The organism is Phocaeicola salanitronis DSM 18170, assembly GCF_000190575.1.
GTDB lineage: Bacteria > Bacteroidota > Bacteroidia > Bacteroidales > Bacteroidaceae > Phocaeicola > Phocaeicola salanitronis.
Map to the genome: position 1 here is coordinate 2,857,378 of NC_015164.1, position 25,459 is coordinate 2,882,836.

A 25,459-nucleotide genomic window follows, 5' to 3' on the forward strand; every position below is an offset into this window, starting at 1 on the left:
TAAAGATATGTCTTTTTATTTTAGGGCAGATTGTTTTCTTGTTTTCTTAACATTTTTAAGCGGTTATCCTGCCCAGTTTTCCCGGTCTAAGTTCCGGTAGCTGATGGCTTCGGCAAGGTGTTTGGGGAGGATGGCTTCGCTTCCGTCCAAATCGGCTATGGTGCGCGAGACCTTCAGGATGCGGTCGTAGGCACGGGCGGAGAGGTTGAAACGCTCCATGGCGGTGCGAAGAAGAACCATGCCGTGGGAGTCGGGCTGGGCGTACTGGTGCAGGAGGCGCGAAGTCATCTGGGCATTGCAATGGATGCCCGGAAGGCCGGCAAAGCGTTTGGCTTGTATCTGGCGGGCACGGATGACCCGTTCGCGGATGGCGGCGCTGGGCTCGCCTGCCTTGCGTTCGGCAAGCTTCTCGAAGGGTACCGGAACGATTTCCACTTGGATGTCAATCCGGTCGAGGAGGGGACCGGAGATACGGTTCAGGTACTTTTGCACTTGGCCGGGCGTACATACACAATGGCGGGTGGGGTGGTTGTAATATCCGCAGGGGCAGGGGTTCATCGAGGCTATCAGGGTGAAGCTGGCGGGATAATCCAAGGTATATTTGGCGCGCGAAATGGTGATGTGCCGGTCTTCGAGGGGCTGGCGGAGGACTTCGAGGACGCTTCGGTTGAACTCGGGAAGCTCGTCGAGGAAGAGGACGCCATTGTGTGCCAGGCTGATTTCACCCGGTTGGGGATTGGTGCCCCCGCCCACCATGGCGACTTGCGAAATGGTGTGGTGCGGGCTTCGGAACGGGCGGACGGCGATGAGGGACGAGTCTTTCCCCAGTTTTCCGGCTACGGAATGTATCTTGGTGGTTTCCAGGCTCTCGGCGAGCGAAAGGGGCGGAAGGATGCTGGGAAGGCATTTTGCCATCATCGACTTGCCGCTTCCCGGCGCGCCTATCATAATCAGGTTGTGTCCGCCTGCCGCTGCAACCTCCAAGGCACGTTTCACGCTTTCCTGACCCTTGACATCGGCAAAGTCGAAAGGGAAATTGGTCTGGCTCCGGTAAAATTCCTCGCGCGTATTGACGATAGTAGGTTCCAGTTCGCGCTTGCCGTTGAAGAAATCGATGACTTCGGTGATGTTTTCCACGCCGTACACGTTCAGGTTATTGACCACGGCGGCTTCACGCGCGTTTTGCTTGGGGAGGATGAATCCTTCGAATCCTTGCTGGCGGGCGCAGATGGCTATGGGCAAGGCGCCTTTGATGGGCTGTAGGCTTCCGTCCAGGCTCAATTCGCCTATGAGGAGGTAACGGTCGAGCTTTTCGGGAGATACGGCTCCCGATACCGCTAAGATGCCTATCGCCAGCGGAAGGTCGTACGAGGAACCTTCCTTGCGGATATCCGCGGGTGCCATGTTGATGACGATTTGGCAGGTGGGGAACTTGTATCCGTTGACCTGAAGGGCGGCTACGATGCGTTCGTGGCTCTCTTTTACGGCTGAATCGGGCAAGCCTACGAGGAAAAACTTAATGCCCCGCGAGCTGTTGACTTCGATTGTGACGATGGTTGCATCTATTCCTTGAACGGCTGCACCGAATAGTTTGATTAGCATTTAAGGTTGGGTTTACAGGTTTATTCTTTCAGTTGTTCTTTTACCTTTTCATATAACGCTTGTCCGTATAATTGGGTTGCTATGATTTTCCGGCTATTGTTTATCAGGATGTTGGCAGGGAGCGCATGGATTTGGTTCTGTTTTACCACCGGATTGTTCCAGCCCTTGAAATCGCATGTCTCTATCCATTTCCCGGTGTCTTTCTTGCATTTTTCCAGCCACTTGTCTTTTTCGTAATCGAGGGAGATGTTCAAGACCTTGAATTTCTTTTCGGGGAATTTCCCGACAAGTTTTTCCAGCGAGTCGCGCCGGACAAGGCTTTCCTTGTCCCAGCTTGCCCAGAAGTTGAGCAGGGTATAGCTTCCCTTTTCCCCTGTCCACGAAATGTATTTGCCTTCGCGGTCTTTGCACGAGAAATAATTGACGTATTCCTTGTTTTGCCGGGCATTGTCCTCTTGTGCGGGCAAAGCCTTGAGGATTACGCTCAGGATGCGGCTGTCTTTGATATTTCCTGTAAGGGGAGCGATTAGTTGCTCGATTTTCTTCGTATCGGGCGAAGGGGTTTGGATGAAGTATTTGTTAATCAGGTATGCCGATGCGAAAGAAGAAGGATGGGCTTGGATGAATTTTTCCGCGGCTTGTGCGGCGGATGCCGAGTCCTTCAACGCTTGGATTTCTTTCAATAGCGCGCCGTATTCCCCGTTCATCCCGTCTCCTGTGATGCCGGGGGCTTGGAACGTTCCGCTTAGTGTCATTTCCTGTCCCTTGTCGGCGAATACAGGAATCATCTCTCCCGTTTCGGGCAGAACCAGGCGGAAGAGCGTGATGGTATCGGGAACGAACGTATAATTGAATTTCCCTTCTTTCGGGAAAATCGTGTCGAGTTTCGAGATGGGGTCATCGTAGACCACCAGTATGGGCTTGTCCGCAAGCCCGTCCATTTCTGCCTGAAGCGTGAACGTCGAATCCCCCTTGCAGGAAAGGAGGAAAAGCATGCTAAGTGCGGTAAGCGTTGGAAGTAACTTCATGGCTCGTTGAATATATATGAATTGACCTGCGAATATACGTAATTTATTTGAAATAAAAAAGCCGGAATGCAATTTGCACTCCGGCTTTTCCTAAAAAAATATACAATTTATGAGTAAACCAGATTCAATTACTGAATCTCATTTGCATATTTAGCAAATTCACGGTCGTTTTGAGCGCTTGCTTTCAAGCTTGCGTCTTTCTGGCCTACCTTAGCCATGCTTGACTTAACCAGGTCGGCATTGTTGGTGCGTGCACCTACGATAGCCATCAGGTAATCAGTATAAGCGTCCGGATTCTTGACTGCTTCCAATGTGCTCTTTGCCTTGTTGTAGTCTTTAGCCAAGATTTGAGCCAAAGCGGCAGAGTTGGTCTTGGTGTCGCCGAAGGCTTGTACGGCACGGTCGTACTGGCCTTGTTTGATATACAGGTTACCCAGCGCTTCGTTAGCGGTGTTAGCGCCTGTAGACTTGCTCAGGTAAGTTTCAGCTTCTGCTACATTGCCTTTGCACAATTCGCACAAACCGAGGTTGGTGTTAACTTCAGCTGCGCTTGCGCTCTTGCTTGCGGCTTGCTTGAAGTAGTTTTCAGCTGCGTTCAGGTCGCCTGCTGCGTATGACATCATACCCAAGTTGTTGTATGCGCGGAAGTCGTTCGGATATTTTTCGATAGCTCTCTTGTAGATAGCTTCCTTGCGTGCATTGTCTTGAGTCAGGGTAGCTGCATACAGCAATTCGTCAACGCTGATAGAGTCTTCTTTCGCGTCGAATGCGGCGTTGATTTCTTCATCGCTACGTCCGATAACGTCGTAGTTAGCGGTCAGGCGTGCACGGCGCAATTGCGGAAGGATTTCATCTGCCAAGGTCTTGTAAACTGAAGAGATGTTCTTGATTTCAGTTTCACGTTGTTCCGGATCTTGGTACATAGACAAGACGCGCAAGATGAGGTCTTTGTCTTGGATGTTTGATTTAGAAACCAGTTCCTGGAAGCCTTCCCAGTCTTGTGCAGTATATTTAGCGTCAACCTGAGTTTCGATTTCGCCTTTCTTCAATTGCTTGTTCAGGTACTTTTCAGTGTTTTCCTGACGGTCTTCAGCCAAACCGGTGTTCAGTTTCACGCCACCATCCGGAGATGCGTAAGCAGAGATTTCGATGTTGTTCAACTTGAAGTTTTTCTTGTCGCCGTTTACAGCAACCACTTTCTTGTTGAAATCCTTGATGCCTTCTGACTTCAATTCGCTTGCGCGGATGTTAGCCTGTTGGATCAAGAACATGATTTGAGCTTCCTGAGCCTGCTTGATGATGCGTTGGAACGCGTCAGCTGCGTATGCGGCGTTAGCCGACTTAACGGTAGGCAATTCAGAAGTAGCGATAACACCGTCGGCAATCTTTACAGAAGGGATGGTGTATTCTTTCTTTCCTTTCTTGATTTTGAAATCAAGATACAGTTCAGACTTAGCCATTTCGGGTACATAGTCGAAAGAGGCTTTCATCGTATAGGTACCGCCCATCTTATAAGAGATAGTCTGGTCGTTACCTTGCACTTTTTCACCTTGGAACATAGCCGGCTGGCCTTTGGCTTCGCCTCCGTCCCATCTCAAAACCGGAGTAACTTCAACGGTTGCTGTTTTCTTGAAATACTTTTCAGGGAACTTACCTGTGATAGTAACAGGCACTTTGCCGCCGATAGCTTCCAATACTTCAGGATCAGTTGTGAAATAGCTCGGGTCCAATTCACCCATCTTGCTACATGAAGAGAAAGCAAGAACTAACAATGCCACTAAGGGCAAATACAACTTCTTAATCATGGTTTTTTATTATTTGGTTTGTTAAAAATATAATCTAGTCGGTTTTTAATATTTGGGGCAAAGATAAGAAAAACTCCAATAGCTGTTCGTTTTTTGCGCTCTTTTTTTAAAGAAATATTAAAAAAAAGATTAAAATCACCCGTACGGTTAGTTAAAACGCTTTTTTTTGTTCCGTGGATGATGTTCGATAATCTCTTGCCGGAGCATGCTTCGGTCGATGTGTGTATAGATTTCGGTCGTTCCGATGCTTTCGTGCCCCAGCATGGCTTGGATGGCACGCAGGTTGGCTCCGCCTTCCAGCAGGTGGGTGGCGAACGAGTGGCGGAAGGTGTGCGGGCTGATGGTCTTTTTCAATCCGATGCGCTCTGCCAGTTCCTTTATTATATGGAAAACCATGATGCGCGAGATGTTCTTCCCGAACCGGCTTATGAATACAAAGTCTTCGTATCCGGGTTTGATTTTGGCGTATCCGCGTTCCGTGAAATAATTTTTCAGCTCGTTGACGGCACGGGGGGAGATGGGCACCAGGCGTTGCTTGCTTCCCTTGCCTTCTACCTTGATGAAGCCTTCGTCCAGATAGAGGTCGGATAATTTGAGGTTGCAGAGCTCGGATACGCGCAAGCCGCAGCTATACAGGGTTTCCAGTATCGCCCGGTTGCGTTGCCCTTCGGGGGTGGTCTCGTCGATAGCGCCGATAAGGGCGTCTATCTCTTCTACGGTCAGCACATCGGGCAGGTGTTTGCCTATCTGGGGCGATTCGAGCAGTTCGCTCGGGTCTTGGCGGATGTAGTCGTCGAGGGTGAGGAAGCGGAAGAACGAGCGGATACCCGAAAGGATGCGGGCTTGCGAGCGGGGATGGATGCCGATGTCGTGAAGTCCGGCGGAGAAGTTTTCCAGGTCTTGCAGGGTCACGTCGGTAATGCCGATGCCTTCCAGGGTGAGGTATGCGAGCAGTTTGTCCAGGTCGGTCAGATAGGCGTCGATTGTGTTTCCCGATAAAGAACGTTCTAATTTCAGGTATTGGCGGTACTTTAACAGTATCTTCTCGTAGGTTTTCATTTCTTTTTCGTATCTTTGTGCCGAGTTTTTTCTCGGCAAAGTTATTAAAAAGTTTTATTCGGCATAAATATGAGGATACAAATAATCAATGGCCCTAACATCAATCTGCTGGGCAAACGCGAACCGGGCATTTACGGTTCGACTTCGTTCGAAGATTATCTGCAAATATTGAAAGAACGTTATCCGGAGGTGGAAATAGCGTATTTCCAGTCGAATGTGGAGGGAGAGATGATTGACAAGATTCACGAGACGGGTTTCACTTGTGACGGGATTATCCTGAATGCCGGAGCCTATACCCATACTTCCATTGCCTTGCAGGATGCCATCCGTGCGGTGTCCGCTCCTGTTATCGAGGTGCATATATCTAATGTACACGCACGCGAGGAGTTCCGCCACAAGTCGATGATAGCTTGCGCGTGCCGCGGGGTGATTTGCGGTTTCGGGCTTGATTCGTACCGGCTGGCAATGGAGGCTTTATTAGCGAAACACTAAAAACTTAAAACTATATGATGCTCAAACAAACAAAAATCGTGGCGTCTATATCTGACTTGCGTTGCGATGTTGATTTTATCAGAGACTTGTTTAATGCAGGAATGAACGTGGTGCGCATGAATACCGCTCATGCCAGCCGCGAGGGATTCGAGAAATTGATTAACAACGTGCGTCAGGTATCGAACCGGATTGGCATCTTGATGGATACCAAGGGACCGGAGGTGCGTACTACGGCGAGTGCCGAAGGGCATATAGACTTCAAGACGGGCGAAAAGGTGTGCATCGTGGGAAATCCCGACCGGGAGACTACGCATGAGTGCATTGCGGTCAGCTATCCGGGATTCGTACACGATCTTTCGGTTGGGGCGGATGTGCTGATTGATGACGGTGATTTGGAACTGAGGGTGGTGGATAAGAACGAAGATACCTTGTTCTGTGAAGTATGCAACGATGCCACGCTGGGCAACCGTAAGAGCGTGAACGTGCCGGGCGTACGCATCAATCTTCCTTCGCTTACCGAGAAAGACCGCAACAACATCCTGTATGCCATTGAGAAAGACATCGACTTCATTGCCCACTCGTTTGTGCGCAACAAGCAGGACGTGCTGGATATCCGCGAGATACTCGACGCGCACAATAGCGACATTCAGATTATCGCGAAGATTGAGAACCAGGAAGGCGTAGACAATATTGACGAAATCCTGGAGGTGGCAGACGGGGTTATGGTGGCTCGTGGAGACTTGGGAATCGAAGTGCCCCAAGAGCGCATCCCGGGCATTCAGCGCAAGCTCATCAAGAAATGTATCTTGGCGCGCAAGCCGGTGATTGTAGCTACCCAGATGCTTCATACGATGATTAACAACCCGCGCCCGACCCGTGCGGAGGTGACCGATATCGCGAATGCCATTTACTATCGTACGGATGCGTTGATGCTGAGCGGCGAGACGGCATACGGGAAATATCCGGTGGAAGCCGTGAAGACCATGACGAAAGTGGCTGCGCAAGCCGAGAAAGACAAGATGGAGGAAAACGACATTCCTATCCCCTTGACTCCCGAGAATACCGATGTGACCAGCTTCCTGGCAAAACAGGCGGTACGCGCTACGACCCTCATGCCTATCCGCGCCATCATCACCGACAGTTTCAGCGGGCGTACGGCACGCAGCCTGGCTGCATTCCGCGGGAAATATCCGGTACTGGCCATTTGCTATAAGGAGAAGACCATGCGCCATCTTGCCTTGTCGTACGGGGTGGAAGCCATCTATATGCCCGAAAAGGCAAACGGGCAGGAATATTATTTCACGGCATTGCGCAAATTGCTCAATGACGGTGTCCTGACCCGCAAGGAGATGGTGGCATACCTGAGCGGAGGAAAGAAAGGCACGCACACTTCGTTCCTCGAAATCAATCAGGTAGATGATGTGCTGGAAGCCGGCGACGATTATGTATTGCCTAACCGGAACAGGTATTTATAATGAAAGAAACCGACGCGCTGGATGCGTATATACTTGCGCACATTGATCCGGAAAGCGATTACCTGAAAGCGCTTTACCGGGCTACGCATGTCAAGCTTTTGCGCCCCCGCATGGCTTCGGGGCATTTGCAAGGGCGGATGCTGAAGATGTTTGTCGAGATGATCCGCCCCCGTCAGGTGCTGGAGATAGGCACGTATAGCGGGTATTCTGCCTTGTGCCTTGCCGAAGGGCTGGAAGAGGGCGCCATGCTTCATACGTTCGAAATCAATGACGAGCAGGAAGATTTCACCCGCCCGTGGCTGGAAGGCTCGCCCTACGCCGATAAAATCAGGTTCTACATTGGCGATGCCCTGCAGATGGTCCCTGCGATGGACATCACCTTCGACCTTGCTTTCGTCGACGGCAACAAGCGGGTGTATATGGATTATTATGAGATGATATTGCCCAAGCTCCGTGCCGGGGGCTATATCATTGCCGATAACACCTTATGGGACGGGCATGTGCTGGAAGAACCCCGCAGTGCAGATGCGCAGACCATCGGCATCAAGAAGTTCAATGATTATGTGGCATCCGACAAGCGTGTGGAAAAAGTAATCCTTCCTTTGCGGGACGGACTGACGATAATTCGAAAGAAATAGTTGGCAAGGATACAAGTTGACGGGTTGACAAGGTCCTGAATGGTATAAGGTATTTAAAACCTTGCCAGCTTGTCATCGGGTACCTTGTTGCCTGAAAACATAAAACCCAAAGAAATATATGGAAACAACCAGACAAAACAAAATTGCGCGGCTTCTTCAAAAAGAGTTGAGCGAGATGTTCCAGCAGCAGACGCGGGCGATGCATGGCGTACTGGTGTCGGTGAGCGTGGTGCGCATCAGCCCCGATATGAGCTATGCGCGCGGATATTTGAGCGTATTCCCCTCTGAACGTGCCGAGGAGATTGTGAAGAACATCAACGACAATGTGAAGTCCATCCGTTACGAGCTGGGCAAGCGCGTGCGCTTCCAGCTTCGCATCATTCCCGAGCTGAAGTTTTTTGTAGACGATTCGCTGGACTATGCGGCGCATATCGATGAGTTGCTGAAAAAATGAATTTTCCCTTCTACATAGCCCGCCGGTATCTGTTTTCGAAGAAGTCGCACAATGCGATTAATGTCATTTCGGCTATCTCCGTATGCGGGGTGGCGTTGGCTACGTTAGCGCTGGTGTGCACGCTTTCCGTCTTCAACGGGTTCCAGGACCTTGTGGCATCTTTCTTCACCGCCTTTGACCCCGAATTAAAGATTACGGCGGTGCGCGGAAAGGTGTTCGACGGGCAAGACCCGCGTGTGCTTGCCTTGAAGCAGATGCCCGAGGTGGCGGTCTATTCCGAGTCGCTCGAAGACAATGCCATGGTGCAATACCAGGGGAGGCAGGCGATGGCGGTCATCAAGGGAGTGGAAGACAATTTCGACCGCCTTACCCCGATAGACAGCATCCTGTTCGGGCGGGGCAGCCTGACGTTGCATGACGAGGTGGCGGATTATGCCATTCCCGGCATCCAGTTGCTTTCGGCTTTGGGGAGCGGCATCCGTTTCCTCGACCCGTTGGAAATATATGCGCCCAAGCGTGGGGCGAAAGTGAACGTGGCGAATCCTTCCGCGGCTTTTGTGAGCGGGAATCTGTTCTCGTCGGGCTTGGTCTTTGCGGTCAACCAGGAGAAATACGACGCTTCGTATATCCTGACGTCATTGGCTTTTGCGCGGCGGTTGTTCCAATACGATACCGAGGTCAGTTCGGTCAATCTGCGCCTGAAGCCGGATGCGGACATAGACGCGGTAAAGCGCAAGCTCCAAGACCGTCTGGGCGAAGAGTTCCGTGTGCAAGACCGCTACGAGCAGCAGGCGGATACATACCGCATCATGCGTGTCGAAAAGCTGATTTCTTATCTTTTCCTTACCTTTATTTTAGTGATAGCCTGTTTCAATGTCATCGGTTCGCTCTCGATGCTCATCATCGACAAGCGCGAAGACGTGGTGACTTTGCGTAATTTGGGTGCGGATGATAACCAGATTGTGCGCATATTCTTGTTCGAGGGGCGGATGATTTCGTTTTTCGGGGCTTTTATCGGGGTGGTGTCGGGCTTGTTGCTCTGCTGGCTCCAGCAGACGTTCGGGCTAATCCGTCTGGGCAGTTCCGGAAGCTTTGTGGTCGATGCCTATCCGGTCAGCGTAGAGGCTATGGATGTGATAATAGTCTTCGTCACGGTGCTTCTTGTGGGCTTCCTTTCGGTATGGTATCCCGTAAGGTATCTCAGCAAGCGGCTGCTTTAATTTCTTTTGTTCAAGAATTCATCCGGTGTGTATACAGGAATATCGGATTGCGTAAAATCTTTAACGTTCCGTGTAATGATAAAGTCACATCCGGATTGAGTCGCGGCATAATGTTGCATAGCGTCTTCTATATCATTGAACCGGGATGTCGTAGAAAGGCTTTTCCTTACTACTCGTTCATCTACAGAAGCGATTTCTACAATAGAAGCAAATTGACGTAAGATAGTGGATAATTCATCATACGTCAATTTACGCTCTAATAAATAGGCGGTTGTTGAAAAAGAAAGCGCAGCTATCACATGGTGCATTTATCTGTATCCGCTAAAGAAAATAAACGTTTAGCGGATTCGTAAAATGGCTCCCGATGTGCTAAAAGGTCAACCATTACATTTGTATCAACAAAAATTTTAGGCTTCATCTGTATTTCTCTTCTAAATGTTTGCGATATGCTTCCTTTTCGTCAAAATCGGCGGGTAGCTGGAGGTCAATTCCTAAGCTCTCAACAAAAGGTGTAACCTGCTCTTTCGGTTCTTTTTTATTCATTTGTTCTATATAGTGGCGAATGAAGGATTCCACCATGTGAGTTAGGTCTGTATGGTGGCGTTTTGCCAATTGTTCGGCTTCATGCCACAAGGCTGGGTTTATTTGTATGGTGTCCATAAGTAATCATTTAAATGCTTGAAGAATGAATGAAGAATGAAGAATTTCTTTGCCCGAATGGAAATCCTTCATTCTCAAACCTTTATTTTCAATTTCCACAACGTTCATTCCGCCAGCGTGAAGTCGAGCTGCTTCTTCTCCAGGTTGGCGCGTGCCACCTTGATTTTCACCGGGTCGCCCAGGCTGAACTTGCGGTGATGGCGGCGTCCGATGAGGCAGTAGTTTTTCTCGTCGAACTCGTAGTAATCATCGCCCAGGTCGCGCATCGGCACCATGCCCTCGCACTTGTTCTCGTTGATTTCCACGTAGATGCCCCATTCGGTGACGCCCGAGATGACACCGTCGTACACGTTGCCGATGCGTTCGCCCATAAACTCTACTTGCTTGTACTTCACGGAGGCGCGTTCGGCGCTTGCCGCGGTCTGCTCCATGGCAGAGCTGTGCTCGCACAATTCCTCGTACTTGTCGGCTTGGGCGGTGCGCCCTCCGGCTTCGTAGCGGGTGAGAAGGCGGTGCACCATCAGGTCGGGATAGCGGCGGATGGGCGAGGTGAAGTGGGTGTAATAGTCGAACGCCAGCCCGTAGTGCCCGATGTTATGGATGGAGTAGCGGGCTTTCTGCATGGCGCGGAGCGATACCGTCTCGATGAGGTTCTGCTCTTTCTTGCCCGACACGTCGCTGAGCAGGCGGTTGAGCGAGCGCGACACTTCGGTCTTGCTTCCCCCCGTGCGTATCTTGTAGCCGAAGCGGGCGATGAACTGGTTCAGGTTTTCCAGCTTCATCGGGTCGGGCAGGTCGTGGATACGGTAGGGGAATACTTTCGGCTTCTTGTTTTTGGGCACTTTGCCGATGTGTTCCGCCACGGTGCGGTTTGCCAGCAGCATGAATTCCTCTATCAGCTTGTTGGCTTCTTTCGATTGTTTGAAGTACACGCTCAGCGGCTTGCCTTTTTCGTCGATTTCGAATTTCACTTCCACGCGGTCGAAGTCGATGGAGCCTGCTGCCATGCGCCGTGCGCGGAGCTGCTGGGCGAGGCGGTTCAGTTCCAGTATTTCGTAGGTATAGTCGCCCGTTCCGGTCTCGATGATGGCTTGCGCCTCTTCGTAGGTGAAGCGGCGGTCCGACTTGATGACCGTGTGGCGGATGCGGTAATCCTTCACTTCGGCGTTGTCGTTGAGGGTGAAGATGACCGAGTAGGCGAGCTTTTCTTCATTGGGGCGGAGCGAGCAGATGAAGTTGCACAGGCGTTCGGGAAGCATCGGGATGGTGCGGTCGACCAGGTATACCGAGGTGGCGCGCTTCACGGCCTCCTTGTCGATGGCGCCGCCTTCCTTCACGTAGTGCGACACGTCGGCGATATGCACGCCCACTTCCCACAGCCCCGGCTTTAGCGGGCGGATGGAGAGGGCGTCGTCGAAGTCTTTCGCGTCCTTGGGGTCGATGGTGAAGGTAGTCACGGTGCGGAAGTCCTCACGCTCGGCATAGTCCTCGGGGGTGATTTCTGCCGAGAGCTTCTCCGCCGCGGCTTCCACCGATGCCGGATAGGTATAGGGCAGCCCGTATTCCGCCAGGATGGCATGCATCTCGGTATTGTTGTCGCCTGCCTTGCCCAGCACGTCCACTACTTCGCCGAAAGGATTCTTCGCCTCGTCGGGCCACTCGGTGATGCGCACCACCGCCTTGTCGCCGTCCTTTCCGCCTTTCAGCTTTTCCTTCGGGATGAAGATGTCGTTTGCCAGCGTGCTCGATTCGGTGAGCAGGAAAGCGTAGTTCTTGGTCACTTTCAGCGTGCCTACGAAGGTGGTCTTGGCGCGTTCCAATATTTCGATTACTTCCCCTTCCGGTTCTTTGCGCTTGCGCCGCGCGCAGAGTGCCACACGCACCCGGTCGCCGTTCATGGCGTGCGCCGCGTTGCGTTCGGCGATGAAGATAGGGGCGCCGCCTTCATCGGGCGTGAACGAGTTCTTTCCGTTGCTCTTGCGCTGGAATATGCCGGTCAGTATCTGCCCCTTTCCGTTCAGCTTGAATTCTCCTTTCTCAGGCTCGACGAGGAAGCCGTCTTCTATCATTTCGTTTAAAACGTCTACACAAAGCATTTTCAGCGGATGCGTGGTGAGCTTCAGTCCCCTGAAGAGTTGTTTCAGGCCGAATGTCTGTTCGGCGTGGAGCTGGAAGTGGCTGGCAATCAGCTCGGCAAGGTCGCGCTTTTTCATGCGCTTGATGCCTTTTTTTTCTTTTTTCTTCTTAGCCATAGTCGTATGTTTTAGTTTGTCGGAGGCAAAAGCGTTGCCCTTCGTCTTGTTTCCTCCTACAAAGTAAAGAAAATAAATGGAATCTTCTTCATCCTTGCCACAGGTTTTTCATTCCATGTCAAAGATACGGATTTTCCGCCGATTGGCAATGGATTTGGAACGGGGTAGGTGTAAAAATCTGTTAATAAAAGGGGCTTTTTGTGTTAAATCGAATTTGTATGTTGGTTATCAGTCGTTTACGGACATATCCCTGCCTCCCTTTATCCTTGCCGCAAGATGAAAGGCGTTTTGTGACAGTGTGACAATTGTGACAAATGACAATAACTGAAAATGGTTTTTCGTCCTCCGGAGAAGGTGTGTGTGACTATATTTATATTATATATTATATATATTTATATATATAATATATAATATAAATATCTATCTTTTCTTCTTGCTTCTTCCGTTTTTGGAAAAACATTATTGTCATTTGTCACAATTGTCACACTGTCACATGCTGCCATGCTGTTTTTGTTTCTTAAAATACTGTATGCCATATATTTACAACACCACGCACGCTTTATGTTGCGCACATATAGCACAAAAAACTTCCGTAACAACTGTAACGTAACGCTTCTTGTCTTTCGTGATGCAGCTATAATGAATACATCACGCATCTATATTCATAAACGGATGGATGTCGTTGCGCCGGGTATTGCATAATTCAACGATTTTTTATATCTTTGTAAGGTAATCCATTGCCACAGATTATATAGTAAAAAGAGCGGTTGCCTGTGCGGGGATGAGGTGGTTTCAAACCACCTCATGTCGGAGACGATGTGCTTGCAAGGCATCCCGTCGCAGGGGGGGTAAGCCCGATTTGCACCTCTTCGGGGGATAGCCTCGTTTCAAGCGAGGTCATCTTTTGCGGCGTATCTGCCATAAATTCTTCATTCCCCGTTCTTCATTCTTCATTTATTTGCGTATCTTTGCCCGCGTTTAGTAAAAACGATGATGCGTTATGGATAAGACAGATGTTGCCCTTCGCCAAAGGGAAATCTACAAGGTGACCTTGGCGGGCAGCGTAGTGAACATTGTGCTGACGCTGTGCAAGTTTGCCGCGGGCATACTGGGGCGCAGCGCGGCGATGGTGGCGGATGCGGTACATTCGTTGTCCGACCTTGCCACCGATGTGATAGTGCTGGTGTTCGTGCGTATTTCCGGCAAGCCGGAAGACAAGGGGCACGACTACGGGCACGGGAAGTATGAGACTTTTGCCACGTTGCTTATCGGGGTGGCGTTGCTCGTGGTGGGCATCGGCATCCTGTGGAGCGGAGGCGAGCGGATTTACGCGTTCTTCCGGGGCGAGACGCTGGACCAGCCGGGCTGGATTGCGCTGGCGGCGGCGTTGGTCTCGATAGTGTCGAAAGAAGTGCTGTTCCAGTACACGCGGCGGATAGGAAGGAAATACGACAGCCCTTCGGTCATCGCCAACGCCTGGCACCACCGGAGCGACGCGTTCTCTTCCATTGGTACCGCGGCGGGAATCGGCGGAGCTATCCTGCTGGGCGAAGACTGGCGGGTGCTCGACCCCTTGGCGGCGGTCATCGTGAGCTTCTTCATCATCCATGTGGCGGTGAAGCAATTGGGTCCGTGCCTGGATGAATTGTTAGAGCGTTCGCTCCCCGACGATGTGGAGCAGCGCATCACCGACCTGGTGCTCTCGGTAGACGGGGTGTCGCAGCCGCATCACCTGCGCACGCGGCGTGTGGGAAACCGTTATGCCATCGATTTGCATATCCGCATGGACGGGGACATGCCCTTGCGCGAGGCGCACGAGCGTGCCACCCGCATCGAGCAGAAGCTCCGGGACGAGTACGGGAGCGGCACGTACATCAATGTGCACGTGGAGCCGGTGAAATGAATTTATATGATATAGTAAAAACAAAATTGGTTTGCGAAAATAGAATAGAACACAGAGACACAAAGGCACAGAGTTTTTTAATTTCTCCGTGTCTTTAATTACGCCGGATTACAAATCCGGCGTGACAAGGGGCGTGACAAGGTTGGCTCTGATAAGGTAAATTTATTCTCTGTGCCTCTGTGTCTCTGTGTTCAAAAAAACGATATGGAAGGAAAAAAGATATTAGTGACGGGCGCGAGCGGCTTTATCGGGAGTTTTCTTGTGGAAGGCGGACTGGAGCGCGGGATGCAGGTATGGGCAGGCGTGCGGCGCAGCAGCAGCCGGAAGTACTTGCAGGACGGGCGCATCCGGTTTGCGGAGCTGGACTTTACCGATTCCGACCGCCTGGAGGCTCAGCTGAGGCGGCACAAGGAGGAACACGGCGGATGGGACTGCATCGTGCATTGCGCGGGCGTGACCAAATGCCTCGACAAGGCGGACTTCGAGATAGGGAACTATTGGGCTACGCGCCATTTCATCGAGGTGCTGTCGAGGCTCGGCATGGTGCCGCGCCAGTTCGTCTACCTCAGTTCGCTGAGCGTGTTCGGAGCCATACACGAGGCGGATTATGCGCCTATCCGTGAGGAAGACACGCCCTGTCCCAACACGGCATACGGAGTGAGCAAGCTCCATGCCGAGGAGTATATCCGTTCCTTGCAGGGTTTCCCTTACGTGATATTCCGCCCCACGGGCGTGTACGGTCCGCGTGAGAAGGATTATTACCTGATGGCGCAATCCATCGCGCGGCACGTGGACATCGCCGCGGGCTTCCGCAGGCAAGACCTTACGTTCGTGTATGTAAAGGACCTGGTGCAGGCCGTCTGTCTGGCGGTAGAGCGGGAGGTGACGGGACGCGCCTATTTCGTGAGCGACGGGCAGGTGTACAGCAGCCGTACGTTCTCGGACTTGATTTGGAACGAATTGGGCAAGCCCTGGCTGGTGCGCTTTACGTGTCCCCTGTGGCTTTTGAAAACGATATCGTATGTGGCGGGAAACGGGGCGAAGCTCGCGCGCAAGACCTCGACGCTCAATCCCGACAAGTACCGCATCATGAAGCAACGCAACTGGCGGTGCGACATCTCGCCGCTGGAGCGGGAACTGGGGTACCGTCCCCGTTATCTGCTGGAAGAAGGAGTAAAAGAAACAATCGAGTGGTATAAGAAAGAAGGATGGCTATAAAATTATTCGAACGGGTAGAGAGTGGGAAGGGGCTGTTTGCGGTAGAGACCATCAGCCTGATATATAATGCGCTGACCAGCTTTTTGATATTGTTGCTGTATGCGCGCATGGACCATCCGGGCACGATGCTGCTGGAACGGGCGGGCATCGTGGCGCTGACCTTTACGCTGATTTATCTTTATCAGGCGTTTCCGTGCCGCCTGACGGCGTTTATCCGTATGGTGGTGCAGATGAGCCTTTTGGCATACTGGTATCCCGACACGTTCGAGTTCAACCGCCTTTTCCCGAACCTCGACCATATCTTCGCCAGCAACGAGCAGGCGATGTTCGGGTGCCAGCCCTCGGTGGAGTTCAGCAAGCATTGCCCTTCGATATGGTTCAGCGAGCCTTTCAACATGGGGTACTTCTTCTATTATCCGATGATGCTCATCGTGGTGGTGTATTATTTCGTGAAGCGTTTCGAGTGGTTCGAGAAGATTTGCTTCGTATTGGTCACCTCGTTCTTCATCTATTACTTTATCTACATCATGCTGCCCGTGGCGGGCCCTCAGTTCTATTTCCCCGCTATCGGCATGGATAAGGTGAACGCGTGCGATTTCCCCGCCATCGGCGATTATTTCAATACGAACGACTATCTGATACCCGGCCCGGGTTTCGACCAGGGTTTCTTCTTCAATCTGGTTGAGGCTTCGCAAGAGGTGGGCGAGCGCCCTACGGCGGCCTTCCCCAGCTCGCACGTGGGCATATCCACCATTGTGATGATTATGGCGTGGCGCGTAAGCAAGCGGCTGGCGTACATCTTGTTGCCGTTTTACGTCCTGTTGTGTTGCGCTACGGTCTATATCCAGGCGCATTACCTCATCGATTCCCTCGTAGGCTTTTTCTCGGCGTTCTTCGTCTACCAGCTTGCCACGCTGATGTACAAGCGCTGGTTCATCACGCCGGCGTTCAAGCTGATGGGATAATTTGATTGAACACAGAGACTCAGAGACACGGAGAAATAATTATATAACCGGTGCTTTGCTTCGTGAACGCTGTTCTCTTAAATAAATAAAACTTTGTGCCTTTGTGTCTCTGTGTTCAATAAAAAAACAATTTATCTGTAACCTTTTCCATACATTTGCGTCTAAAGGGTAAAGAATAACATTAAAAACGAATCAGAACGTATGAAAACATTGAGTATGACATGGGCATCGTGCGCCGTGGCATTGATGCTTACCGTATCCGGATGCTATGCCGGAGGAAGAAACGCGGTGAAACCCAGCAAGAATTATGTGACCGAAAAGGTTTCGATATCCGATATCGAGGCTATCCGTTCCTCTTCATCGGTCGATGTAGTCTATACCCAGGCTTCGGGCACGCCGTATGCCGAGATTTACGCGCCCGACAATATCGTGCCGCTCGTCAAGGTGGAACAGGACGGGAAAAGCCTGAAGATAGGCTTCAAGGGCAACACGTCCATTCAGGGAAGGTATAAGTGCGAGGTGCGGGTATTTGCCCCCGAGGTGACTTCGTTCTCCACTTCCAGCGCTTCGGACATCACCTTGGCAAACGGCTTGAAGACCTCGAAACCCGTTACCCTGAAGGCTTCGAGCAGCGGGGACATCGACGCTTCGTCCGTCCAGTGCGGCGACCTGAGCATGACCACTTCGAGCAGCGGGGATATCAAGGTGGGCACCATCGCTTGCGGCATGCTTGCCCTGGATACACAGAGCAGCGGAGATATCAAAGTGACCTCGGCTACCTGTACGGGAGCCGATATCGAGTCCAGTTCAGCGGGAGATTGCATCGTGTCGGAAATGGTTTGCTCGGGCGATGTGAAGGCTTCTACCAGCTCTTCGAGCGACATCAAGCTGGCGGGCACGTGCCGCAACGCTTCGTTCATTGCCAGCTCGGCGGGAAGTATCTATGCCAAAGACCTGCTTGCCAAGGACGTAGAGGCGCGGGCTTCTTCGGCAGGCGATATCGAATGCAACGCGAGCGGTGTGCTCTCCACTTCGGTATCGAGCGCGGGAGGCGTGCGCTATAAAGGCGAGCCGGCACGTGTAGAAGGTAAGATTAAAGGTGTATCGAAGCTTTGATTGGAAAATAAAAAAGAGTTAAGCTTTTGAAGCTTAACTCTTTTTTTCGTACCCAGACCCGGTACAAGGCATAGAAATCATAGGAAAACAAAAGAATTTATCTTCCTTATTATCAGCAATTTGCATATTTCCTATTTTCTCTATTTTTGCCATATTTTGCCTGTTTTTCGTTATTCAGTACACTTTTAGTACACTTTGAAATTTCATTTTCTTTTGTACCTTTGCAATATCGGAAAACAAAAGAAAATCAACTATTTAGTAATTTTACCCGGTTACGGTACCTAAATCGGGATAAAACCTCTAAACAATGGCAAAGTTAGAAAATAAAACGAAAGAAAATCCGAAACTGGAACAAAATAAACTTTCGGATGGCAGAATCAGCCTTTACTTGGAGTATTATTTAGGTAGAGAGGAAAAGCCCGTATTGGATGAAAACGGCAATCAGGTATATTACGAAAGTGGCAAGATGCAAGGAAAGCCAAAGTTCGCTGTCAAACATCACAGGCGAAAAGAAAACCTTAGCCTGTATCTGATAGACAAGCCACGTACTCCTGTGGAACGGCAACAGAACAAGGAAACGTTGGAACTCGCTTCAAAAATACGTGCAGAGCGTGAGCAAGAGTTTAAGGAAAGTATGCTTGGCTACCGCTTGAAGAAAGACAGGACGGTTAATTTCTTGGATTATTATCAAGCATACATAAACAGCTACACGAAGAAAGACATTCGCATGGTACAAATTGCGCTTAATCGCTTCAAGGACTTTTTGAAAGAACAATACCCTGCGAATGAATTTAGCATCAAGCCCGAACTCATAACCAAAGAAATGATGGAACAATTTGTTGCTTACCTGCAATCACGAAGTGTGGGTGAGGGAGCAAAAAGCATTTTCCAACGATTCAAGAAAGTTGTTCGATATGCCATAGACCATGATGTCATGCTGAAAGACCCATGTAAGGGTGTTACATGCAAAGTAGATAGCCAAATACTCCGGAAAGATGTACTTTCCCCCGAAGAAATACAGAAACTGATAGCTTGCCATTACGACAATGAAAATCCGACAGTCAGACGGGCTTTCATCTTCTGTCTGTACTGCGGCTTACGCTTCTGTGATGTGAAAGACCTTACTTATAAAAATGTGGACTATGCCAACCGACTATTGAAATTCGAGCAAAGCAAGACAAAAGGACATTCAGCCAGCAGCGGTGTAGTTATTCCACTGAACGATGGTTTGCTGTCTATCATTGGCGAAGCTCCGGCAGACAAGAATTGTCTGATATTCGATTTGCCCTCATACGAAAGTTGCTGTAAATCAGTAAAGCGTTGGGTTAAAAGAGCCGGAATAGACAAGCACATAAGCTGGCATTGTGCAAGACACTCCTTTGCCGTGAATATTTTGAACAATGGTGCGAATATCAAGACAGTAGCCAGTCTTTTAGGGCATAGCGGATTGAAGCATACGGAGAAATACACTCGTGCGGTGGATAAATTGAAAGAGGAAGCAATAAACAGCTTACCCGAATTAAAGTTTTAACCATAAAAGACTTATCTTTGTAACTATGGACTTTGAATCATTAGTAGAACATATCAGTACGATACAGAACACGTTGCAGGCACAAGCCGCACACGCAGTAAACCTCGCCCTTACCGCCCGTAACTGGCTTATGGGGTGCTATATCGTGGAGTTTGAGCAGAACGGAGAAGACCGTGCCGCATACGGCGAGCAACTGTTGAAGAAACTGGAACAGCGGTTGAATGTCAAAGGACTGAACGAGCGCAGGTTTCGTGAGTTCCGGCGGTTGTACCTCGTTTATCCGCAACTGAAAGAGCCTATCGCACAATACATATTGGCAGGAAGCGAAATTCGGCACACACTGTCCGCCGAATTTGCAGACCCAATTCGGCGGTTGCCAACCGCCGAATCCTCTCAACGCATTCAATCCGCTCAAAACAAATGGATTACCCCACCCGAAAAGTTGTTTAGCCCCTATCTTCCACCCATTTGAATGTGATTTCTCCCATTGATAACCCCGTAAAACGTGCTTTCTACGAAATGGAAGCCATTCGGGGCTGTTGGTCAGTAAAGGAGTTGGAGCGGCAAATCAATTCCCTCTATTACGAGCGCAGCGGATTATCCCAAAATAAGGAAGCCTTGTCTGCCTTGGTGCAGCGGCAAGCCATGCAATTACAGCCCAAAGACATTATTAACACGCCCGTTACGTTGGAGTTTTTGGGATTGAACGACCGTACTTTGGTAACGGAAAACGACTTGGAGCAATCCATTCTCGACAACCTGCAGCACTTTCTGTTGGAAATGGGGCATGGATTCTGCTTTGAAGCCCGGCAAAAACGTATCCTGATTGATGAGGATTATTTCTTTGCTGACCTTGTATTCTATCACCGCATTTTGAAGTGCCATGTCATTGTGGAATTGAAGATAGACAAGTTTCGCCATGAGTATGCTTCACAACTCAATATGTACCTTAACCACTTTAAAGCGGAAGTGATGCAGCCGGACGATAATCCACCTATCGGAATCTTGCTTTGTACCGAAAAGGGAGATACATTAGTAAAATATGCCACTGCCGGATTAGACCCGAACATCTTCGTGCAGAAGTACATGATAGAACTTCCAAGTGAGGAAGAAATAAAGGAGTTTATCACTTCTGCAAACTGCCAATAATTCAACCAAACAAATACTGGCGAAAAGAAAAAGACTATTTCTCTTTTCGCCAGCATAAATATTTTGCTGCTAATAGAAATAGGTTTAGTTTGTTTTGGATATATACAAAGCCATAAACTAACCTTATTATAAAAAGCTAAAAGACATTCCGTATAGAAATTGACTTTAAGTAAATACATATTCACACTGAATAGTGTAAAGAAGAATATAATTCTTGCTGATTAGCCTATTGGTTTCAATTTATTTCACAGCATGAACATTATTTATGGTATTTCCAGATTCATTTTCTTCATATAGGCAGTATCAAGCTCCGCGCCTTTCCAGTTTATGTCAGGAGGAAACTGTTTCCATCCGTCTTTGGGTGGCGCAAGTACCCATTTGGGAACAATGGTACTTAAGACATTCGCATTGCCCGGAAATACCACAGAGAACATTATCAATGCGTATTTATGAGACACATCTGTATTATTAAATTTACTTGTTGTTGCGACATGTCTAATACTATCAACATAATAAATGAATCCTTTTTCTTGACTTGAACTTGAATTGATAACAAATCCATCTTTATAGTAAGTTCCAATTGTATAACGAATATTATTGTCATTAAAATAATAGAACTTATCCATAAAGTAGAATATAGGCAATTGCAATAAAACACAAATGCAAATAATCCTAAATATCCATTTCTTTTTTTGTGAGAGATTTATTTCCATAAATTTGATGAATAGCTTTGCCAAGTTAATGTTAATGAATTGTAAAAGAATGCCATTTAAGGATAGACCTCCCTTGCTAATAATGTTTTTTTACAAGATGCGAAATGACCATTGACAAAAACAAATAAATGAACACACAGCCTTGCATTAATATAAAGATGTCCAATGCTATGGGTTTGCTGTTTGTGTAATATATGTATCCGAAACTGAATAAACAGGTCGCTACCAACATAATTACAGCCATTATACGAATTGCGTTGCAGTGCAACCATAAATCAGTTATGATAAACAAAAAAGAAACAAACAATTGCAAAATAAAGACACCAAGGAACATGCCAGAGATATATTCCGATTTTGGTATTGACTTTAAATAAAAACATGATAAATATATGTTTACACTAAATGCTGTAAAGAACAATATAATTGTTACTAATTGTCCTATTTGTTTTAACTTATTTCGCAACATGAACATTATTTAGGTATTTCCAGATTCATTTTCTTCATATAGGCGGTATCAAGCTCCGCGCCTTTCCAGTTTATGTCGGGAGGGAACTGTTTCCATCCGTCTTTGGGTGGAGCCAGAACCCATTTAGGAACAACTGTTTTTACAACAACTCCTGCTCCATGCATCTTTGTTGAATATTTAATAAGTAGTCTGTCTTCCTCAAGATTGTAATTGCTAAGAGTTGCTCTTGTGTAAGTATTATAGCTATTTCCATTCACTTCATAAGAAAAATCATATTGTGTTTTTGGACTTTTTCCTACCAAAAAACTGGTATCCTTATACTTGGCTATGGTATAGCGTACATTTTCGGAATTATAAAAGTAATATTTATCAGAGAAATAGACGTAAATAATATTCATAGCCAGCAAGATACCAACAATTTCCCAACCGTTCTCTTTTATCCAATGTATGAATTTGCCTGTCATATCACTTGAAGCTTTTATTGATTACCTGATAGTTTGAGGATAGTACAATTTTTCTTCCTTATTTAATTGAAAAATAAGTAACTGCTATGACTAAAAAAATGGCAACTACAAGACATCCCAGTGCTATAAAGAGATAGTTGGGATAATAAAATTCAAGGTCAATGTAAGGTATATATCTTTTCTTTATATACTTATTCCAAAACCAAATGATGAATTTCCCTATTCGTTTTAATGTGATGATATTAGCCATTCTGTTTCCCTATTTAATTGAAAAATAGGTAATTGCTATTCCCAAGATAATAGCACAGACAAGACTCCCCAATGCTATAAAGAGATAGTTGGGATAATGAAACTCAAGGTCCATATAAGGTATATGTTTTCGTTTTACATATTTACTCCATAGCCAAATAATATATTTGCCTAAACATTTCAGTCCTACAATATCAATCATTATTTTCGTCTTTTAAATATTCATTCCATATACTGGCTCCATAGTTCATATCGTTCCAAAATTCTTGACTTTCGACATGCATTATGTAATGTTCTCTTGCCTGCTTGAATTTTTTACTTGCTTCTTTTTGCCAACCTTTGCCTGAAGGTTTATACATCTTATATTGTTTTGTTTTTAGAAATGGATTATATCCATTTATCAACCCTTTTTCAACTTTGCCACAAAAACCTATGGCTTTAACTCCTTCAAAAAGAGGAAGCGGTATTATATCCAAAAAAGCTTCAAACCGTTCTTCCGGTAATTGACTTGCTCCTGCTAAAGTACGCCCCGTAAAAAAAACTAATGGTGAGTTTATTTTACTATAAGCTGTATTGACAAGAATTTTACCTATGCCTTCAAGAAAAGTGTCGGATGGTGAATCCAACCAAAATTCAAGAGAAGTCAAAGCTCCAGCTTCTTTAATTTCTCCATTATCTACTGTGTGGGGTATATCTATAATCCTTCTTTCCGTTATGTCAATTATTAATAATCTTTGTCCTGTGGATATAGAATACTCACTTGATAGGTCATTCCATCTTTTTAATTCCTCAACAGTAACGTCAAACATTTCTGCAATATATGCTAAGGTATCTCCTTCACAAACGACATACCTTGCGCATCCGTTTTTGTCAAACAGTCCTCTAAGACTTTTTTTTATCATTTCCTTTGACGTATCAATGCATTGGATTTGAACAATGTTAGGTATGCATATTTGGTATGGCAGTATATTGTCATTCATATCTATGACTGTTCCATCTGTATCCTCGTAATAATCCTGATATTGAACAAAAGCATACCCTTCTCCTATAACAAATCCAGTATATGGGATTCCCTTTGTTCTATAATCCAAAAAATCTTCTCTGCTTATAAAAATATTATTGTATTGGCTCATAGATGGATATAATTAGAATTATGGTGTATTATTTCAAACGAATCTAATAAATTATTCGCAAATATCAAATAATTTTAGGTATTTTCTTACTATTTATTGTTATCAACCAAATGCAAGCTAAAACATTCCCCCCAGTCCATATATGACACTTCTAAGCACTTTCCCTTTGTATTGCAAAACTTATATAGAAAATTGTTATGTTTTTTTTCAAATTTCTCCGACTCTATTTTATTCAGAGAGCATCTTAATACATTAACACTTAATTCATCAAAAGTACCAAGATAAACAGCACAACTGTCTGTATAAAATTTCATCTGCAAATCACAGTTGTTTCTTTCTAACAAAAACAAACTGACAAATAAGAACTTATCTGTTTTATCATGGTGCTTTTTAAAATACAATAAATCACTTGTCCCATTAGTATAAACTAATCCATCTGAATAACTTGCAGATTCTTCGTTCGTTATAAAAGAATTGACAGGATATTTACTATTATTCAATTCTTCTAATATCGAATGCAAGAGCATTTCATTATCAACAAAATTATTTATCAAGTAGGTGCAGCAACTATCTACACCTACATTATATATCTTAATATTATTGGTCGTTTGGATATTTTTTTCAATGACAACAAATCCAATAAGCACAATTGCAATTATAATAAATAATCGTTTTCGCATTTTACCTTGTTTCATAATATACATTCTATACACAATTCAACTCAGTATCAAGTCATTATGGAATTATATATTTATTAAAAAACAATTGGTCTGAATCTCTACTGTGTTTATCAAACATTGGAACAGGAACAGATAGTGTACCATAAATAGGAGCTAAATAACCAAGAAAAAACAGCCTAAAATAAAGTATATTATAATGTTGTAGCCTCTCTATGGATTCATTATCATTTTGGAATAAAGCAATATAATCATATCTATTAGTTTTTTACTTGGATATATATAAATACTCTCAAGAACAGAATCTTTTCCTATTTCTAAAATAGACTGATAGCCTTTTCTTTCTATAAAAGGAGATAAAAAAGCTATTTTTGGAGCACGAGAAAAATCCTCCAATTTTTTATCTGAATTAAATTCCAATACATATACTGGATAATTTTTGTTATATGGTATTATACTATGAATTTCATCAGCATTAACTTGTCTAAATGAAAGCGGGATAATACGTGGTATTTGACATGTTCGATAATAGTTGTAAAGTTCATTTGCTGAATACAATAAAACTATCAAAACAACAATAATCCATAAGAAATGATATTTTCTTGTTTTAACTACATACCCAATAATACAAATAGAAGTAATACCAACAATCAAAAGACTAAATATAAGATATAAAATGCCCATATCCTTGACTAAATTTGCCAAAGCACATCACCTACTTTTACATTTTGATAATGCTTTGATTGAATGTAATGGACAATATTTATTTGGAAACACCTCATCAGCTACCTCTACATTAACCTTAGTGTACTCTTTATTAAATCTGAAAGAAAGAAAAATTTCTTCACTTTCATATAAATACTCTATAACAAGGTACATCTCACCATCTTCATTGAAATCCATTTCTGAGCCATAATCAGATGAGTATTTATTTTCAGCTACACCATTTACTCTCTTAATTTCATTTTTTAACTTATTATACGAGGTTAGTTCAAAATCAATTTTTATATCGTCTATTCGCTGAAAAACAAGAGTTTGACTTAATGTATCACAATTATAACAAAAAACTAATGTGTCTTTTGTTTTAGATTTTATATTCGTACTATCAATATTCAGGCAATTAGCATAAAATGGCATGAATATAAAGCCTAATATTGTCATGCTTATGTATAAAATAAATTTGCTCATAA

At 46.5% G+C, this 25,459-nt stretch carries 24 protein-coding genes and 1 pseudogene; 11 read left to right on the forward strand and 14 right to left on the reverse strand.

The genetic code is table 11. The features are described 5' to 3' along the window. Positions 1 to 63 precede the first annotated feature (63 nt). The 4 genes from BACSA_RS12285 to xerD all read right to left on the reverse strand — a co-directional run bounded on the left by BACSA_RS12285 (position 64) and on the right by xerD (position 5,494). Positions 64 to 1,602: a YifB family Mg chelatase-like AAA ATPase gene (locus BACSA_RS12285; RefSeq protein ID WP_013618411.1), complete on the reverse strand. Its 1,539-nt coding sequence runs from the start codon at positions 1,600 to 1,602 to the stop codon at positions 64 to 66. Positions 1,603 to 1,622: 20 nt separating this feature from the next. Next, positions 1,623 to 2,630: a thioredoxin-like domain-containing protein gene (locus BACSA_RS12290; protein WP_013618412.1), complete on the reverse strand. Its 1,008-nt coding sequence runs from the start codon at positions 2,628 to 2,630 to the stop codon at positions 1,623 to 1,625. A gap of 128 nt (positions 2,631 to 2,758) precedes the next feature. Beyond that, a complete protein-coding gene (locus tag BACSA_RS12295) occupies positions 2,759 to 4,435 on the reverse strand; it encodes a tetratricopeptide repeat protein (protein ID WP_013618413.1) in 1,677 nt (558 codons plus the stop codon). Between the two features lie 147 nt (positions 4,436 to 4,582). Beyond that, positions 4,583 to 5,494, reverse strand: coding sequence for a site-specific tyrosine recombinase XerD (xerD, locus tag BACSA_RS12300; protein ID WP_041584026.1), 912 nt, complete (start codon positions 5,492 to 5,494; stop codon positions 4,583 to 4,585). A gap of 69 nt (positions 5,495 to 5,563) precedes the next feature. Here xerD and aroQ point away from each other — a divergent pair, with 69 nt between their 5' ends. From aroQ to BACSA_RS12325, 5 genes are all read left to right on the forward strand, one after another. Continuing rightward, positions 5,564 to 5,986, forward strand: coding sequence for a type II 3-dehydroquinate dehydratase (gene aroQ, locus BACSA_RS12305; RefSeq protein ID WP_013618415.1), 423 nt, complete (start codon positions 5,564 to 5,566; stop codon positions 5,984 to 5,986). A gap of 14 nt (positions 5,987 to 6,000) precedes the next feature. Next, entirely contained in the window at positions 6,001 to 7,461 is a 1,461-nt protein-coding gene (gene pyk, locus BACSA_RS12310; RefSeq protein WP_013618416.1) for a pyruvate kinase, read from the forward strand. After that, positions 7,461 to 8,099, forward strand: coding sequence for an O-methyltransferase (locus BACSA_RS12315; RefSeq protein ID WP_013618417.1), 639 nt, complete (start codon positions 7,461 to 7,463; stop codon positions 8,097 to 8,099). Before pyk ends, BACSA_RS12315 begins: the two co-directional genes overlap by 1 nt. Before the next feature lie 118 nt (positions 8,100 to 8,217). Next, on the forward strand, positions 8,218 to 8,553 hold the full coding sequence (rbfA, locus tag BACSA_RS12320; protein ID WP_013618418.1) for a 30S ribosome-binding factor RbfA: 336 nt from the start codon (positions 8,218 to 8,220) through the stop codon (positions 8,551 to 8,553). Continuing rightward, positions 8,550 to 9,773: an FtsX-like permease family protein gene (locus BACSA_RS12325; protein ID WP_013618419.1), complete on the forward strand. Its 1,224-nt coding sequence runs from the start codon at positions 8,550 to 8,552 to the stop codon at positions 9,771 to 9,773. The genes rbfA and BACSA_RS12325 overlap by 4 nt, the downstream gene beginning before the upstream one ends. On the opposite strand, the gene BACSA_RS20860 is transcribed toward BACSA_RS12325, so the two are convergent. From BACSA_RS20860 to rnr, 3 genes are all read right to left on the reverse strand, one after another. Beyond that, positions 9,770 to 10,081, reverse strand: a complete 312-nt coding sequence (locus BACSA_RS20860) for a type II toxin-antitoxin system VapC family toxin (protein ID WP_052305995.1) — start codon at positions 10,079 to 10,081, stop codon at positions 9,770 to 9,772. The two genes, BACSA_RS12325 and BACSA_RS20860, sit on opposite strands and share 4 nt — an antisense overlap. A gap of 106 nt (positions 10,082 to 10,187) precedes the next feature. Then, positions 10,188 to 10,433: a DUF6364 family protein gene (locus BACSA_RS12335; protein ID WP_013618420.1), complete on the reverse strand. Its 246-nt coding sequence runs from the start codon at positions 10,431 to 10,433 to the stop codon at positions 10,188 to 10,190. Positions 10,434 to 10,537: 104 nt separating this feature from the next. Beyond that, on the reverse strand, positions 10,538 to 12,685 hold the full coding sequence (gene rnr, locus BACSA_RS12340; protein ID WP_013618421.1) for a ribonuclease R: 2,148 nt from the start codon (positions 12,683 to 12,685) through the stop codon (positions 10,538 to 10,540). A 1,000-nt stretch (positions 12,686 to 13,685) separates the two neighbouring features. Here rnr and BACSA_RS12345 point away from each other — a divergent pair. From BACSA_RS12345 to BACSA_RS12370, 6 genes and pseudogenes are all read left to right on the forward strand, one after another. Beyond that, positions 13,686 to 14,588, forward strand: a complete 903-nt coding sequence (locus BACSA_RS12345; protein ID WP_013618422.1) for a cation diffusion facilitator family transporter — start codon at positions 13,686 to 13,688, stop codon at positions 14,586 to 14,588. Positions 14,589 to 14,792: 204 nt separating this feature from the next. Beyond that, complete coding sequence (locus tag BACSA_RS12350) at positions 14,793 to 15,806, forward strand: NAD-dependent epimerase/dehydratase family protein (RefSeq protein ID WP_013618423.1); 1,014 nt, start codon at positions 14,793 to 14,795, stop codon at positions 15,804 to 15,806. Continuing rightward, positions 15,797 to 16,771: a phosphatase PAP2 family protein gene (locus BACSA_RS12355; RefSeq protein ID WP_013618424.1), complete on the forward strand. Its 975-nt coding sequence runs from the start codon at positions 15,797 to 15,799 to the stop codon at positions 16,769 to 16,771. Before BACSA_RS12350 ends, BACSA_RS12355 begins: the two co-directional genes overlap by 10 nt. Before the next feature lie 201 nt (positions 16,772 to 16,972). Continuing rightward, a complete protein-coding gene (locus BACSA_RS12360) occupies positions 16,973 to 17,887 on the forward strand; it encodes a GIN domain-containing protein (RefSeq protein ID WP_013618425.1) in 915 nt (304 codons plus the stop codon). A 307-nt stretch (positions 17,888 to 18,194) separates the two neighbouring features. Beyond that, a complete protein-coding gene (locus BACSA_RS12365) occupies positions 18,195 to 19,418 on the forward strand; it encodes a site-specific integrase (protein ID WP_013618427.1) in 1,224 nt (407 codons plus the stop codon). A gap of 25 nt (positions 19,419 to 19,443) precedes the next feature. Continuing rightward, a pseudogene (locus tag BACSA_RS12370) lies at positions 19,444 to 20,567 on the forward strand (PDDEXK nuclease domain-containing protein). Between the two features lie 263 nt (positions 20,568 to 20,830). Here the strand turns inward: BACSA_RS12370 and BACSA_RS12375 are convergent. The 7 genes from BACSA_RS12375 to BACSA_RS12415 form a co-directional block, all read right to left on the reverse strand. Further along, positions 20,831 to 21,193, reverse strand: coding sequence for a hypothetical protein (locus tag BACSA_RS12375; RefSeq protein WP_085929108.1), 363 nt, complete (start codon positions 21,191 to 21,193; stop codon positions 20,831 to 20,833). Between the two features lie 558 nt (positions 21,194 to 21,751). Next, positions 21,752 to 22,210 (reverse strand): hypothetical protein, encoded by a 459-nt coding sequence (locus tag BACSA_RS12385; protein WP_013618430.1) that lies wholly within the window; start codon positions 22,208 to 22,210, stop codon positions 21,752 to 21,754. 259 nt (positions 22,211 to 22,469) lie between these two features. Beyond that, the gene (locus BACSA_RS20865; protein ID WP_013618432.1) at positions 22,470 to 22,661 is read right to left on the reverse strand and encodes a hypothetical protein; all 192 of its coding nucleotides are present in this window, start codon (positions 22,659 to 22,661) and stop codon (positions 22,470 to 22,472) included. After that, entirely contained in the window at positions 22,654 to 23,592 is a 939-nt protein-coding gene (locus BACSA_RS12400; RefSeq protein WP_013618433.1) for a LysM peptidoglycan-binding domain-containing protein, read from the reverse strand. Before BACSA_RS12400 ends, BACSA_RS20865 begins: the two co-directional genes overlap by 8 nt. Before the next feature lie 89 nt (positions 23,593 to 23,681). Continuing rightward, positions 23,682 to 24,287 (reverse strand): hypothetical protein, encoded by a 606-nt coding sequence (locus BACSA_RS12405; RefSeq protein WP_245546548.1) that lies wholly within the window; start codon positions 24,285 to 24,287, stop codon positions 23,682 to 23,684. A gap of 195 nt (positions 24,288 to 24,482) precedes the next feature. Further along, positions 24,483 to 24,974: a hypothetical protein gene (locus BACSA_RS12410; RefSeq protein ID WP_013618435.1), complete on the reverse strand. Its 492-nt coding sequence runs from the start codon at positions 24,972 to 24,974 to the stop codon at positions 24,483 to 24,485. Between the two features lie 6 nt (positions 24,975 to 24,980). Beyond that, complete coding sequence (locus BACSA_RS12415) at positions 24,981 to 25,457, reverse strand: hypothetical protein (RefSeq protein WP_013618436.1); 477 nt, start codon at positions 25,455 to 25,457, stop codon at positions 24,981 to 24,983. Between the last annotated feature and the right edge of the window lie 2 nt (positions 25,458 to 25,459).